At 35.4% G+C, this 15,804-nt stretch carries 14 protein-coding genes; 1 reads left to right on the plus strand and 13 read right to left on the minus strand.

The genetic code is table 11. From position 1 onward, the window contains the following. Positions 1-8 precede the first annotated feature (8 nt). From H560_RS0110925 to H560_RS0110955, 7 genes are all read right to left on the minus strand, one after another. Complete coding sequence (locus H560_RS0110925; RefSeq protein WP_027380076.1) at positions 9-1,031, minus strand: tetratricopeptide repeat protein; 1,023 nt, start codon at positions 1,029-1,031, stop codon at positions 9-11. After that, positions 1,024-2,736 (minus strand): hypothetical protein, encoded by a 1,713-nt coding sequence (locus H560_RS0110930; RefSeq protein ID WP_027380077.1) that lies wholly within the window; start codon positions 2,734-2,736, stop codon positions 1,024-1,026. Before H560_RS0110930 ends, H560_RS0110925 begins: the two co-directional genes overlap by 8 nt. Continuing rightward, complete coding sequence (locus H560_RS0110935; protein ID WP_027380078.1) at positions 2,726-5,119, minus strand: hypothetical protein; 2,394 nt, start codon at positions 5,117-5,119, stop codon at positions 2,726-2,728. Before H560_RS0110935 ends, H560_RS0110930 begins: the two co-directional genes overlap by 11 nt. After that, positions 5,110-5,853, minus strand: a complete 744-nt coding sequence (locus H560_RS0110940; RefSeq protein ID WP_027380079.1) for a hypothetical protein — start codon at positions 5,851-5,853, stop codon at positions 5,110-5,112. The genes H560_RS0110935 and H560_RS0110940 overlap by 10 nt, the downstream gene beginning before the upstream one ends. After that, complete coding sequence (locus H560_RS0110945; protein WP_027380080.1) at positions 5,826-6,959, minus strand: AAA family ATPase; 1,134 nt, start codon at positions 6,957-6,959, stop codon at positions 5,826-5,828. Before H560_RS0110945 ends, H560_RS0110940 begins: the two co-directional genes overlap by 28 nt. A gap of 37 nt (positions 6,960-6,996) precedes the next feature. Then, positions 6,997-7,638: a hypothetical protein gene (locus H560_RS0110950; RefSeq protein ID WP_228372460.1), complete on the minus strand. Its 642-nt coding sequence runs from the start codon at positions 7,636-7,638 to the stop codon at positions 6,997-6,999. Positions 7,639-7,816: 178 nt separating this feature from the next. Then, positions 7,817-8,206, minus strand: coding sequence for a VOC family protein (locus tag H560_RS0110955; RefSeq protein WP_027380082.1), 390 nt, complete (start codon positions 8,204-8,206; stop codon positions 7,817-7,819). Positions 8,207-8,348: 142 nt separating this feature from the next. Between H560_RS0110955 and deoD the strand changes: the two genes are divergently transcribed. Then, positions 8,349-9,059 carry a purine-nucleoside phosphorylase gene (gene deoD, locus H560_RS0110960; RefSeq protein ID WP_027380083.1) on the plus strand — a complete coding sequence of 237 codons (711 nt, stop codon included), beginning with the start codon at positions 8,349-8,351 and terminating at the stop codon, positions 9,057-9,059. Positions 9,060-9,145: 86 nt separating this feature from the next. Here the strand turns inward: deoD and H560_RS0110965 are convergent, their stop codons facing one another. The 6 genes from H560_RS0110965 to map form a co-directional block, all read right to left on the minus strand. Beyond that, positions 9,146-9,796, minus strand: coding sequence for a hypothetical protein (locus H560_RS0110965; protein ID WP_027380084.1), 651 nt, complete (start codon positions 9,794-9,796; stop codon positions 9,146-9,148). 2 nt (positions 9,797-9,798) lie between these two features. Further along, positions 9,799-10,512, minus strand: coding sequence for a DUF434 domain-containing protein (locus tag H560_RS0110970; protein ID WP_027380085.1), 714 nt, complete (start codon positions 10,510-10,512; stop codon positions 9,799-9,801). Positions 10,513-10,972: 460 nt separating this feature from the next. Then, a complete protein-coding gene (locus H560_RS0110975) occupies positions 10,973-11,305 on the minus strand; it encodes a DUF6150 family protein (protein ID WP_027380086.1) in 333 nt (110 codons plus the stop codon). 138 nt (positions 11,306-11,443) lie between these two features. Continuing rightward, positions 11,444-14,452, minus strand: coding sequence for a VIT domain-containing protein (locus tag H560_RS0110980; protein WP_051289294.1), 3,009 nt, complete (start codon positions 14,450-14,452; stop codon positions 11,444-11,446). A gap of 175 nt (positions 14,453-14,627) precedes the next feature. Beyond that, positions 14,628-14,927, minus strand: a complete 300-nt coding sequence (locus H560_RS0110985; RefSeq protein ID WP_027380088.1) for a hypothetical protein — start codon at positions 14,925-14,927, stop codon at positions 14,628-14,630. 102 nt (positions 14,928-15,029) lie between these two features. Then, positions 15,030-15,794: a type I methionyl aminopeptidase gene (gene map / locus H560_RS0110990; protein ID WP_027380089.1), complete on the minus strand. Its 765-nt coding sequence runs from the start codon at positions 15,792-15,794 to the stop codon at positions 15,030-15,032. Between the last annotated feature and the right edge of the window lie 10 nt (positions 15,795-15,804).

Consider the following 15,804-nt stretch of genomic DNA (forward strand, 5'->3'; position numbering starts at 1 on the left):
CACATAATTTAATTCCTAAACATTCTATTTCTTCCCGTTTTATACCTCGAAATATCTTTCAAAATAACCTCATCATCGGGATTAAAATGTTTTAGCTCATTCACAATTTCCGAACGGGTTGAAATTTTTTCCGAAATAATTTCGTAGGCGATATTTCTTGTTGTATTTTGAAGTTTCGGATCTTTTTTAAATTCGTGCTTCATTGCTTCAAGGTAAGTAATCTTTTTATCAGAAGGAGTTTTATGATATAATTCCTGTATCTGCTGATCGAGTTTTTTCACATCAAAAATATTAGCAAAATAATTGTTCAGACAATTGAATGCATCGCGATCTTCTTCCCAGCCTTTCAACAGAATTTTCTGGGCTTCATCCGGCATCTCCATTTTTTTACGGTAAATTAATGAACCTTTTACCATCTGATTGTTGTTTACATAATCGTCCACAACCATTTGATAATAAGTATTTGCATTTTTAACATCATTAATTTGTCTGTAAAGGTCCCCTACTTTTTCTTTCTGTTCAAGCTCTTTATATAAATCGATTGCTTTTCTGTACTGTCTGGCTTTTTCATAACAATGGGCTGCTTCGGATTTGTTTTTCAGCTTTTTAAGATAAATTACAGCAGCTTCATTATAAAAACCTCCGTCTTCCAGAGTTTTTGCGCCACGGTAATTGTCACGGAGCAGGTTTATATATACTTTTGCGGCTCTTTTATAATCTTTTTCATTGATGTATTTTTGAGCCAGATCTTTATATTTGGTTCTAATCTTGTCGAAAAGAGAAGCTTCGAGATAAAAATTTCCTCCGCCGTTTATGCCTCTTCGACCCGACGAATTTTTCTCTTTTTCTTTCTTTTCCAATTGTGTAAGAACTCCTAAAATGATCAAAGCAACGATCGCAAAAATCACCAAAGTCCCGATAACACTCCAGAAGCTCTGATGGAAAAGCTGCGCCAAAATCCCGATCACCTTAATGATCACCAGAATAAAAAATGCCGCCATGAACTTGTCTATAAACTTCTGCCTATTCATCTTTATCTGATTTTAAAATGGTTTTATCTTCACTGAAAAGACGGTAAAGAAGCAATACAACACAAATAATGAGAATCCACACAAACCAGTTGTACCCGAACATCTCGATCAAAGGATAGAAAATATACGCCAGCATCGCAACCAGCAAAATGACAAGAAAAATCTTAATTCCGCTCGGAACATTATCTCCTCCAATATTTAAAGATTTTCTTTTTACAATAAAATTATACAGTCCCACGACTCCTGTCATGAAAATAATTAACCAAATAATTTCCGAAAAAGTAATATTGTGTTTTGAATATGGTTTTTCTTTTTCCAGTGTTTCCGCTTTCTGGGCTTTGTCCATGTTAATAGGCGGTTCAGGGTATTCTTTTGTTCCGTAAAGACGGCCTAGTGAGTCTTCAACCAATTTCTGCTTCTTTTTTAAAACAGTTTTTACGATTCTCTGATCTGCTATCTTTCCCGAACTTACTTTTTTCAAAGAATCAGAAATTTTTGTTTTTAATTTTTCTTCATTTTGAGCTAAATATTTTACAATTTTCTTGCGATACACTCTTTTTAAAGAATCCCTTGCAGCATCAGTTTTATCATTAAGCCTGAAAATATCATCCTGAATTTTATTAATCGGTCTTCCGCCTTTATTTAAATATTCTTCATAGCTTTTTTCATCTGGCTTACTAAAATGTAGAGATGCATTCAAATGCTCTTTCATCAAATCCTTGCGTTGTCTTCCGTAGATGGAATCAATCTTCATATCGATATCCGTAACCCCCGATTGATAAGCAACAACAGGCTTCATCATATTTTTATCCACTTCTGAAACTTTTCCCGAAGAAACAATTGGTGGATTTTGCCCCGGCTCATCCTTGCTCACATGCATAAAGAACCTGAACAATGCAATACCAATTAAAAATGCCCAAAAAACCCATCGGTATTTTTCCGAATAAGTAGATTTTTCATCATTTTCTGAACCACCGCCGAATAATTTTCCGAGCCATGAATTCCGAAATTTAAAAATTCCAAAACCATCTCCTCTTGAAGTTCCCGTTACATCAAGCGGAACACCCAGCTCTACAGCTCTGTCAGGATATTTTTCGATATATTTTAAGTACTTTTCAATCTCTTTTTTGTTTCCCTCCATTACTTTTTTAAGGTCGAAAGGAAGATTTTTCATCCATTCCTCTTCCGTTTTCGGCGTTTGAAGAGCTTCCAAAATCTTTTCATCATCCATTTCAACAGTATAGCTTTCAATTTTCTGAGGGATTTTTACACCATTTAATGGTTTCCGGATTTTATCTTCCGATTGTTTCGGATTTTGAATAATAGAAAGCCAGTCGATTTCTTCAATTAATTTTACCAATCCGAATTCCGGGTGCATAATCAAAAAATCAGAATCGACATTTTGCCAGTCTTCAGGGTTAATTTTTGGATAAAAAGTCGTGTTTTCAGGAATGAAAAATTTACTATTAATACATTGGAAATAAGAATTTTTTCCAATTTCGGACGGAGCCGTATCTTGAAAAATCAGAAAGCAGCCATACAAAACGTTCGGTTCGTTGGAAGGAATCGGGAAAGACTGAATATTATTTAAATCTATACCTAAAGTTTCCATCTCATGAAGCCATGTCAATGGTGAGGATCCCTTTATTAAAAGTCCTTTTTTAGGATAAATATTTTTCGGAAAAGGTTTAATTCTAAGCTCCATATTCCCAAATTTGTTCTATAAATCTTTCCAGATATTCAGCATACATTTCTTCCATTGTTTTTACTTTAAGCAGCGTATTTTGAGGTAAGTAATATTCTGAACCTCCAAATTCCGTGTTGGTCGCCAACGCCAGAAATCCATAATCCGTGGATGGAATATAAAATTCCGGGATATTTTTGTTACTGCTTTTAAAAGTCAGCATTCCTCGTGAATCGGTGATGATTTCGCTTCCGTCGGAAAAAGTAAACCTGTTTTTATTCTGTTCAGCAAAAATTCTTATCTGATGCCTGTTTCTGTAGAATGTTATGGAATTATCATAGGACTTATTTAATTCACTGTTTGAAACTACCAGATTTTTTTCTTTGTTGATTCCTATTTTACTAAAATTATTTAAAATTTTGATTCCACTGTTGGATAACTTTTTAATTTCAGATTCAACCTTTGCTTTGTTCTTGTAGATCAAGTCATCATTTAGGATATATTCTAATGAAATATTTCCTTCCATACTAATTAAAGGAACCATTTCTTCATCACTCAAAAGATAAAAATATTTGTTAAAATAAATCAATTTAGAATCATGATGAATAATATGTCCCGTCAAATTCAGTTCAGAATATTCTTTTGTATTTAAATTTAATTTAGAAATCAATTTTTTATCCGGCTGATACTGGCATAAAATAAATTCCTGCTGTTTGTTTCTCGCCAAAGCAAACTGCCCTTTCGGTTTTACGGAAATATCTTCAATTAAAACCTCACATCCGTGATGGATTTTATAATAATCGTAGTAATGTTTATTGTAATAATTATCAGACAGATAGGTTCTCAACAATTGTTTTTTACTGCTTAAAATATAAAATTCACCTTCATATAAAAAGGTGGCTATTTTATTAACCGGTGCCGGAAATAAAATCGGGTAATTCAAAGGAACATCGGCTCTTTTTCCGCTGCCGGAATTGTTATTTTCCCTTCTTTGCCTTCTTTCGGGTGGATTTGCCCATAATTCCTGCAACGGAAGTACAATCTTTTGGATGTGCTTTCTCGTTCCTTTATGATGCTTATAAAAATTAAGTTCGCCCTGTGAGGAAGTTGTGACCAAAAATTTCAGTCGATCTCTGTTTTCGTGAATAGCTTTCTGAAGATTCTGATTAGTTAAGTTTTCCTGATGGGTAATGAAAAAAACTTCCAGATCCTTCTCTGTATGCTCTTCATTAAAGAATTTTTCGAGTGAATGTGAAACTTCCAAAACCGGACTTACCTGGTTTAGGTTATCAATAACTTTATTTACCTTGTCAAGCGAAATAGGAATATTGGTTTGTCCCAATGCAAAAACTTTACATTCCGAATGCGCTTTCGGATGTTTGATTACGGCAATCGCCGATGCAAAGGCCAAAACTTTCGGAGTTCCCCAATTTTTTAATGAAGTATCGATGAGAATCACTCGTTCAAAAATATTTTCCTCAGGCGGAATTTCCCGCTGAATATACAATGCTTCGTTATTTGCGACACGATTCATGAAAACATCATCTTCATTGGCAAATTCGGACAAAAGCATTCTGTGAAACTCGCCTTTATTGGTCATATCCGAAATTCCCCCGATCGGCTGTTCTCCGGGAGAAAGATGACGCATCGGGATTTTCAGGCCGCTCCATATTCTTTTAATTAAGCTTCCAATCTGGAAAGTTTTTGGTTCTTCAATTAATTCCTGAATAAAATCATTACCGGTTTCTACGGTGGTTTCTTCCTCTACAACCTCATCATCCAATTCGGGAATATTGCCGAAACCTTTCATCGCTTCAATGATAGATTGTGTAGTTGGGAATTTATTATGAAGCAAAGCTAAAGTCTTAATATCCGCGTTCACAGCGGCGTAAGAAAGTTCTTTTTTTTCTGCGCATTCAGCAATTATATGAGGGTTCATCTCAAATCTTTTCAGAATTAAGTTTGAGCTTACAGCCGAAATTACATTATGACAATCTTTAAAAATAGTCTGCAAAAGGATTATTTTATTCTGACCTTTTTTTAATGATCTTCCTAAATGGCTTACATTTTCTAAAAAACTGATGGCAAGATCAATATCATTTTTGAGATGTTTTCCAAATGATGAATCTTTTTGTCTGTTTAAATAATAAAAAATTCCGTCAAGGTTTAAGTATCCGTCCTGAAGCGCATATAAAACCAGAAGCAATGACCCAAAAGGCGGAAATCCCTGGTTTTTTAATTCTTTTAAAATTTCAATTATATAAGGTCTATAGGCAAGTGCCCCGAGATTCGGAATTGAAATAAGGTTGTTTTCATTATATCCGGTGCTGTCCGGAACATCTTCATCAGTCGTCCACTCCCAGAAGTAAGATTGATATGATTGAAAATAAGTAATTATATCCATCCCTGTGATTTTTCAGTCAGACGGAATGAGCTAACGGACAATTTTCGGAAATCATGCTTATTAATAGGCAGAATACTTCCGTTTTCGTTCCATAAAAGCCACTGATCCCGGCCTATATTATATTTTTTCTGCAATAAGGAGCTCAAATTTTTAAATTCGAAATCAAAACCTGCCGGTAAAAGATGGCTGTCTTTCGTCCAATACGTTTTCCCCGGAAGACTCAATAAAGGATTTCCCAGAAATAGTGCTTTATCATTAATAATAATCCAATCCAGCTTTTCGAGTTTAAATTTTGGCAAGGTGACAATTGTTTCTTTAATATCAACCATTGAACATAATAAAGCTGCGGCCGGCTGCTCTTCTTCGCTTGGCTTTAATTGAACTTCAACTTTTTCATTTATCCCGAAAAATTTTTGGTTAGATGGAGGAAAAGTTAATCGCAATGCCTTATCAATGGGTGTCCACAGCAAAGCCGTTCTCACTTTTTTACTTGGAACTAAAGCATTTTTACGAAATAAAAGCCCCTCTCTTAATTCATAAAGCAGGAAATTCGGTAACTGCTGAATTTCTGACGAAGCGGCCTGTTCATCAGTAAAACCTTTCAGCCAAATAACGTCATCTTCCAATGCAACCTGAACATTTTTCCAGTCCCGAATGGAACCGAGAAAATCTTCATCCGTACGCGGAATTTCTGCCCAAAAGTCTTTTAAACCGTTTGAAGAATCTTTTGCCATAGACTTTCGATTTCCTTTTGAATATATTGTTTCTGTTCCGGGTTTCTGATCCAGTCGCAACGCGTTTGAAGATACCTTAATTTATCTTTAATTACATTTTGCTCTTCAAAGGTCAACGTTTCATTATTCCATTTTTCAACCAGAATTTTTACGTCTTTCATGACTTCTTCCGGATTCGGAGTTTTGTTTTGCAACGCTTGTGGATGCGATTTCGGATGGTCGTCTTTCTCAATGGTTCTGTTGATAATTCCTTCAAGAATTTCGATCTGTTCTTCAGTATCCCAAATATGCTTTAAAACCCATAAATCCGACAGAATTGCTTCATTTCTGCCGCAAATTAAGGCACTTGCAGCGATAAGATTCTGTAATTTCACCGCTCTACGGTCGGAAATCGCGATTCCTGTGTTTCGGAGATTGATGATTGTATTTAAATACACTTCGTAAATAGGTTTTAAATCAACCGTTTTACAAAGATTCTGAAGTTCTTTTATTTCATGTGAAAGAATTTCGGGAATTTCTGTTTCGATATTATTTTCAAGCCTTCTTCCCGCCAAAAGTACCTGTTGAAGCAAGTCCGGATTCACGTAATCTACATTAATCCTGATCAGAAAACGGTCGAATAAAGCGTTCAGTGCTTCGTCTTCAGGAAGAACGTTGCTCGCGCCCACAAACATGAGCGCAGGAAGGTTTTTTGTCTCTTTTCCTCTCTTGAAAATCTTTTCATTTAAAGCCATCAAAAGGGAGTTCAGAATGGCGGAATTCGCATTAAAAATTTCATCAAGAAAAACCATTGACGCTTCCGGCATCATGCCTTCGGTGTTGGTGAGCAACTCTCCCTCCTTCAGCTTTCTGATATCAAAAGGCCCGAAAATCTCATTCGGTTCTGTGAAACGTGTTAAAAGGTATTCGAAATTCTTTCCGTCTTTTACGGTTTTTGCCAGTGTTCTTACAATGGCGGATTTTGCGGTTCCGGGAGGTCCGTATAAAAATGCATTTTCCCTCGCCAACAGGCAGATTCCCAACAAATCTATCACATCATTTTTCCCGACAAAAGTGTCTTTAACGTAGGTAAGAACGGTGTTTAATTTTTCTATATTTTGAGTCATGATTTTAATTAATTTTTAAACGCAAAGAGCGCAAAGTTTAATTATTGATTGTTTTTAATTCTTTCCAAAAAATATCTTTATACATTCCAAATTCAGCGATCAGCAACTGATTGATGTACGGAATTTCCGCCAAAGAATAGGCTTTCTGTTCCACAATTCTTTCAAGATATAATTTTCTATAGGTTTTATCTTTTAATTCTTCTTCCCAATTGATATTTTCCAAATCGAGGTCAAATCCGATGGCTGAATAATGAAATTCTTTTAAAATATTTTCCAACATTTTGACCAAAGCATCCTCAGGATCAGCATTTTGTAAAACAGAAATAATTTGCGGTAAAAATCTTAACGATAAATCTGCAGACAATATCGCTGAAATATTTCTTTCCCTTTTAAATGGTGGAATTAATTTATTTAAATCTTTCGCTGTATTTTCTCTTATCAAATGTAACTGGGCGCTATGGTACATGACTTTTGCGGCCCATACCGCCGTTTCACGATCACAACTGATCTGATCGGATAAAAATTCTAATCGTTCTTTTTCGAATTCGGATTCAAAATAATCTGCTGCATCCTGTTCTTCCTTTCCAGAAATTTCCTGAATATCTGTGAAAATTGTAATACATTCCTCTTTCCGAAGCAGAAACAAAGTGTCTAAAAACGGGGATTTGCTTTCCATCATTTAACAAAAATAAAAATATTATTTGTGAATACAATTAGTGAATTGTCAATTTTCATTGGAAGTGAATAAGTGATTTAAAACAATTGATTAAGAATGTATTAAATAAAATTAAAAATCGGCTCAGATCTTCGATCTGAGCCGAGCCAAAGTAAAGTTAATTTCTTTTTGAGAATTAAAACTATTTTATAATCTCAACAATATTGTTTTCCGGATCCAGGATTACACTTTCGTAGTATCCATCACCTGATGTTCTGGGCTCTCCTACGACTTTATAGCCGTCTTTTCTTAGTATTTCTGTCAATTCATCAACTTTTTCTCTGCTTCCCGTTGAAAATGCCAGATGAATAATTCCGAATTGCTGTGCCTCATAAGAATTGCTGCTTTCCAGAATATCCGGTCTTCGCATAATTTCCAGCCTGGAACCGTTTTCAAAACTTAAAAAATAAGACTCGAATTTTTTCACCGGGTTATAGTACTTTTCATTGGAAACTGCACCGAAATATTTTTCATAAAATGATCTGATTTTTTCTAAATCCTGCACCCAGATAGCAATATGCTCTATTTTCATTTTTGATCTAAATTTTAATAAAGATAAGAATGTAAGCTTTGCTTCGCAAGTGAATTCTGAACTGATCATTAAAAAAATTCACATGGAAAATTGCCCGATCACTATTCACTTATTATTATCTTTGCTCATTCAAAATAATATTATGAGTATTCACATCAGTGCACAAAAAGGAGAAATTGCTAAAGTTTTGTTGATGCCGGGAGATCCGCTCCGCGCACAGTTTATTGCCGAAAAATTTCTGGAAAATGCAGAACTGGTAAGTAAAACAAGAGGAATTTTCTATTATACTGGATTTTATAAAGGTAAAGAAATCACTGTAGGAGCCAGCGGAATGGGTTTTCCAAGTATTGGCATCTATTCTTTTGAGCTGTTTACGGAATATGAAGTGGACACAATTATCAGAATAGGAACTTGTGGGGCTTACAGCACTGACCTTCAGCTTTTTGATATTTTAAATGTAGAAAATGCAGCCAGTGAAAGCACATATGCAAAATACGCATGGGAGATTGAGGAAGAAACCCTTCCGCATCAGGGGAAAATTTTTAATACGATTAACGAAACTGCGAAAGAACTTTCATTAAACACAAAATCTATCAACGTTCACAGCAGTGATATTTTTTACAGAAAAGATCCGGCTGTTCCTGCGATTGCTACAAAATATAATTGTCCGGCCGTTGAAATGGAAGCTTTCGGGCTATTTGCCAATGCAAAACATTTGGGAAAAAATGCAGCAACAGTTCTTACGGTGACCGACATTATTCCGACTCAGGAAAAAATATCTGCAGACCAGAGAGAAAGAGCCTTAAAGCCAATGATGGAACTGGCTTTGGAGTCGGCGATTAAGAGCTTATAAAAATGAAGATCCCAATAAAGCTTATAAAGTAAAGCCAATTTCAAGAAAATATTTTAATAGAGAGTTTTGCAAATTTGTAAAACTCTTTATTCATTAATAAAAACTTCCAGAAAGCCTATCAACTGCTTTCCTCCGTGGCTCCAGCGGATTCCGTAGCCGGCTTTTTCCCTGATCTCAAAAACAAGGCCATGCTTGTAATGAAAGAAAACATTCCACCAGGTTTTATTTTTGATAATGTAATTAACTTTTTCCATGACTACCTGTTGTTTCTGCTGATTATTTCCTTTTACTTCACCCCAAAACTGATCATCCATTCTACCGGCATGCTTTTCCCAAGCTCTTTGGGCAATGGTAATTTCTTCATTAAAAGGCTTTTCGCAAGATGCAAGCAGGAGTTTTTCAGGTGGAGGAATTGCTCTTTCATCCCTGATGCTTGCTGACGTTAACCTCTGTCCTAAAATATTCAGCCAATGCTCAAACGGAATTTCTTCCAGCTGCCTTGTTTTAACCTCATCAGTATTTCGACTGTCGAGAATTCTAATAAACATATTGTAACTTTCTGCGCGGTCAATTGTAATCTCTTCATTAAAAAAAGGCAGATTCCATTCTAAATTATTATCCTTAAACTCTTGAATATTATGGCTTATATTATTAAGGTGCTCGTCTGCTAAAACTGACTGATATTTTTCTTTCCAATCCGTTGAAAATAATGGAATATACTGTTCAAATAAGTTCATGACTAAAACATTTTCACAATATTGGCAGAAAGCTTTTCTTCTTCAATTAGATATCCGATGAGATTAAACCAATTTTTACAGTAATCCAAAATCCATGCATCAGAAGAAATTACAATTTCTGAATTTTCGGTTAAAAATTTGTCGGGATTATACTGCAGGTCAAAATCCCAGTTGAGTTCATTTTGTACGGCAAACTCCGAAATAATCTGCTTGATCCTTCCGCTGTTGGAAACGGGCTTATCTAAAATCCAGATCAGTTTTTCAGCTTGTGATTTTTGAAAAAAAGTGGAAACCAATTCAATTGCCCTCCCGGTCTGATTCACTCTTTTGTAAGTGCCATGTACACCGGAGAGATCACGATAAAAGCCATCCAAACCCTGAAACACATACGCTTCAGAAAGCAGGCTTTCCAGCAGAATCAAGACATTGAAACCATCGAGATATATTGTTTTATTTTTTAAATCTAAAATTGAAAGCTCCTTTGATTTCCTGATTTTGATCTGATTTTCAGAGGCTGAAGCGCCACGCAATGCCTGAATCTGCCTGGTTTTTAATTTATAGCGATTTCCTGCAAGCTCAGCTGCTGCTTTTTCCGGATAACCCCTGCTTAATAAATAATACATATCCTCAACTGCAAGTTTCAGCTTGCCCGTCTGCTTGTCTGAACCGAAAAGTGTGTCATCACCCGTATTTTTACCACTGTTTCTATTATTCATGCTCAAATGTAGAGTTTTCCAAAGAAAAAAATAAAATTTATTACTGAAAAAAAATGCAACAGACTCAATCTATCAAAGCAGGTAAAATTTCAATTAAAAATTATTATTTAATTATTATTTTTAAATAAAATTCAATATTAATTTCAAATTTTAAAATAATCAATAGTCACATATTGCAAAAGATGAGGATTAATCTTAAGTTTACAACGATGAAAATAATACCATAATAGAAGATCTATTATTTGGTTGGTGCAAAATAAGCACAGAGAGATTATTAAGAAAACACAAATCAATATTCTGGTATAATCTGGTAAGAATTTTTATTGTTATAAGTCATACAAAGTAAATATGCTTTGAACGGCTCCCCATACACTCAATTTATTTTTTTTATATTTAAATTGATTATTTTTTTTATTACTGGCCTCCTTTTTAAGGAGGTTTTTGATTTGTACCGTTTGAATTAGTACATCAGTTGTTTTTTATCATTTTTGTTCCAGCCCGCCTGGCTTTCATATTTCACAAAAAATATTTTAAGATCTGCCTGGCTTTCATAGTCTACAAAGAATATTTTTTTCTTCGCCTGGCTTTCATATTGGGTAAAAAACCACTTGCCGTCATTGTTTCCTGCCTGGCTTTCGTATTCCACTTTATAGACTTTAAGGTCGGCCTGGCTTTCATACTGCGTTACAAAAACCTTCACATCAGCCTGGCTGGAATATTGTACGGAAAATACCTTCTGGGCATGAAGATTAATTCCGGACACTATCATTAAAAAAATAAAAAGCTGCTTCATCACATTTTGTATTAGTTAAAGCCTAAAAGATACGATTTTATTATAAAAAGGCGCTCACATTTTCTGCAAGCGCCACTTCCTTCTCCATTATTCATACGACTTCACATCACATTCACATTATTTTTGTGTTTTTACCTTCTAAAATTCAAATTCGCCGATTAAAATTCCATCTTTTTCTCTTGTCCCGCTTTTCTGGTTTTGAAAGACTACTATTTTCCTTTCCTGCTTTCCGGTAGCATAATTGATGAAAACTTCCGCCATAATTGCTGTAGGCCCCGCAATTCCCACCTGATTTTCGCCAAAGAAATTAGTCTCGATCTGGTATTTTCCTTTCACAGCTTTTTTCAGTAAAAACTGTTCCGGCCCGAAACCGCTGGTAAAATCATCGCTTATCCGACCTCCGATTTCTGTTTCTCTGTGGGAATACATGCATCGCTCTTTATTAGGATCGGTCACCCAAAGATCGATGTCTGTATCATCTTTGTTCCAGTTGATGACCACTCTGATGTTCACCGGAAGATCTGCAATGATTTTTGGATTGATATTTTTTAAATCCAATTTATCCCCGTACTTACTAATAAGCTGGTTGATTTCCATAATAATGACTTCTTCAATTCCGCTGTCGCGGTCTGCCAGTTCTTTCGTATAAGATTGAGTAAGAATTTTATAAAGATTATCCAAAGCAGCCTGATATTGCCTGTTATCTTCCAGAGCCAGCGCATAATCCCTGTAACTCTGAGGATCGAAAGGTCTCCATTCCAATACTTTTTGCGCAGCAAACAGCTCTTTATCATATACTTCGGCCTGCTTCAACCTGTAAGCCAGCAACTTATACAATTCTTCATCCTCAATTTCAAGATCCGCAATAGAACTTACTACTTTAAGTCCTGATTTTTTATCATTATTTTTAAACAAAAGCTGAGAAACATCAAAATAATACTGAGGAAGATTTTCATAATTTTTCCTGTTTTTAAGATAAATCTGATAGATTCGTTCAGGATTTTTTTCTGATCCGAAAAGCTTCATGTATTCAGCATCAGATTCTATATCTACCATTTTAATTCTTCCGGGATTGACAATATCCGAATTCCTTACATAACCTGCAGACCTTATTTCAACTCCCTGAATTCTTCCCTGAAGAACCTGAGAAACATCCATTGACACTGATCTTTTTTGCGTTCCCATAGCAGTTACAACAACTTCTTCAATATCTGATTCCCTTGCAGATGAAACCTCAACGGCAGCAACGGATCTTGTGGCCTGAGTTACACTTCTCTGTCCGCGGATAACAACTGCTTCTTCAATTCTTGCATTTCTCAGAGTATCGCTCATTGCGACATCAGATGTTGGCTTAGGATATATTTTCGGCTTTGATTTTGGTTCGAAATCTTTTTTCCACCATTGTTTCAGGGTTTCGGTAATCTGTTCTGCATCGTCCATCAGGTCTTTTACACGTTCGTCCTTTTGCGCCATTTTATTCTTAACTATTTCATCGAACTGCGATTGTAATTCTGCAGGAGGGGTAATCTCATAACGAACATAATCCGCTACATTTTCCAGCACCATAAGGCTCATATTATTGCTTACCAGGCCAAACTGCCTGCTCAGGTTTTTAATTTCAGCTTTATTTTGCTTTTCAAAAATCTCCAGCTCATTCAGTTTTTTCTGGGCCCAGAATTTTGATATTTCCCAGTCTTTCACAGTTTGATTCTGAGTATTGAGACTGATTGTTTTTGTCTCCGTCACCCCATTTCCGTAGCCGAATTTCACCTTAATTTCAGTCTGGTTGCCGATTAAAATTCCTGTAAGAACAAAATCGTTAAAAATTGTTTCAGGGAGTGAGGGATATACTTCGGAGATTGTATTATTGGTTTCTATTCCTAAAAATTTCAGAGGCTGATATACCAGTTTTCTCACTTCATTTTTAGGATCATTTTTGTTTATGTTTAAAAATTCTCCGCCAGTTTTATTGCTGATAAATTTTAATTGATTAAAATTCACATTATTTGAAGAAGAAATAGTGTACGTCGGCTTATCCCAAACCATTTTCAGATCTCCGAATGAAGAAAGGCCGTCCGTAAAGAAAAAGATTTCATCCTCTTTCAGTGGTTTTATCTGCCCTAAATCTGTACCGCCGTCATAGATTGCCTGCGACAAATATGCTTTCAATTCACTCCAGTTGCCATCATTTATTTTAAAGCTTTTTCCTTCATCAAAGGTATTATTAATGAAATATGTTCTTACCGTAAGATTTTTATTGATTTTAAAGTATTCCTCCATCAGTGCCCATTCTTTTGAATGATCCCGCTTTATTCCGCTTAAAGAATTATCCCAGACAACAGCCACTTTGTTAGGCAAATTTTTAGCTTTTTCATTTGAATTCACCGGCAGATTTGCAAGAAAATAAGAAGAATTATCTGCTACTTTTTGAATCAACACGTTTTGACTTTCATTATTTTGAGGAAAATTGATCCTTAAATTGCCGCCAGGTTTATATTTTGATTTATGAATTTCTGCAGTCCATACATTGCCCTTCTTCAAGAATTCAAAGCTTCCGTCCGGCTTTTCTTCAAGCTGCGGAATTATGCCATTTTGAAAAACAGTTGTTTTTACACTAAAATAAGGGATTTCCGAAGAATAACTCAGCGGTAAAAAGTACTGATAATTATTTCCTGATTTTTTTAATTCATAATGATAGGTGATTTGCACCGTTCTTTCGCCACCATTGGGGTTGATAGGATAAATTGTTGTGCGGAAACTGTTACCTTCCACTTTTTCCAGAATTCCCGGGTCTACATTTCTTTTTTTGATAGATTCGTAAACTTCTTTTGCTTTTTCTTTTTCCACAGGAACGGCATTGCGAAGCTTCCCGTTGATATCCAGAGCGTATCCGCTGGCATTCACCCCTTCCGGTAACGGAAAAGTTACACGACCCTGTCTTAAACGGTTTGTATTATTTTTAAAAACCATGGTCACAGTATTGGTAGAAATCCTGCCGGTGATTTTAGTCTCTATATCCAGCTTCTGAAGAACTACCTGATTGCTTTTTTCAAATCTACCTTTGCCGTCCGGAATTTCAATAGTCGGAATCTGCGAAAGGAACAAAACCGGAAAAAATAACAATAATTTTATATATAAGCTTCTCATACATTTTCATTTTAGGTTAAACAAACGTTTCTATCTATAGAGATGCCGGAACTCCAACTAAGGTTGGAAAACATTCCGAAATAAAATTAAAAATCAGATTACCAGATTATTAAATTTAAATCATAAAAAAAACACTTACATAACTGCAAGTGTTTAAAATTCTATCTTTTAAAAATTACGTGATAGGAATAAAATGTTTTTGCATATAAAAGCTGTTCATCCTGATACTTTTCTGAATATCTTCGGTAAGCTTTTGCAAGACATTTTCAGATAAACCGGTGACATCGTAAACCAAAGTATTTCCGGTTCTGCTTTCTTTTATCAGCAGCTCTTTTCTTTGGGGAGTCTGCTTTATTTCGTAATCTATTACGATACATTTTGGAAGCTTTACTTCTTTTTCTTCTGTGGATTTTGGAAAATCATTGTGCCTGAAAATAAACCTTCCATCCTTGTTTTGATAATCAAATACTTTCATAGGGGAACATTTTAAAATATTTTAAATCAAATAGTTGTTGTGTTTTATTTTATAAAGTTAGTAAAAAAAATTAAATAGGCTGATCACTGTAAACAATGACTTTTAATTTAAAATTTCATTCATTTGTGTTAAAATGATGGGTTTTCCGTCCGTAACTATAATGGTATGTTCGTGCTGCGCCATGTATCCGCCTTTGTTTCCTGCCATTGTCCATCCGTCATTCAGCTCTATGGCAAGATTGGAATCTGTGGAAATAAAAGTTTCTATCGCTACTACAGAATTTTTCTTAAACCTTCTGGAATCGAAGCGGTTTTTGTAATTAAGCAACTCATCCGGCTGCTCGTGCAGACTTCTTCCAACACCGTGTCCCGCGAGGTTTTTTATAACTTTGAAACCTCTCTTTCTGGCTTCGGTTTCCATAAGGAGTCCGATGTCTGCTATTTTTACGCCACCTTTAATATGATCAATTGTTTTTTGCAAAATTTCTTTAGAAGCATTCACTAGTTTCTGATGCTGATTGATATCCTTTCCCACCACAAATGACCCTCCGTTATCTGCCCAATATCCATCAAGCTCTGCAGAAACATCAATATTGACGAGGTCGCCATCTTTCAAAACCCTTTTCTCCGAAGGAATACCGTGACAAAATTCATTATCCACACTTATGCACGTCCATCCGGGAAAGCCATAGGTAAGATAAGGTGCAGATTTTGCCCCAAACCCGGAAAGAATTTTAGCCCCATATTCATCAATTTCTTTTGTGGTCTTTCCTGGTTGAGCATAGTTGATCATTTCCCTCAAAGTATATGCAACCGCTTCACTCACTTTCTGCATCCCAAGTAATTCCTGTTCATTTGTTATTGACATATTTTGCTTT

Origin of the sequence: Chryseobacterium daeguense DSM 19388, from assembly GCF_000430825.1 — a bacterium.
Lineage (GTDB): Bacteria > Bacteroidota > Bacteroidia > Flavobacteriales > Weeksellaceae > Chryseobacterium > Chryseobacterium daeguense.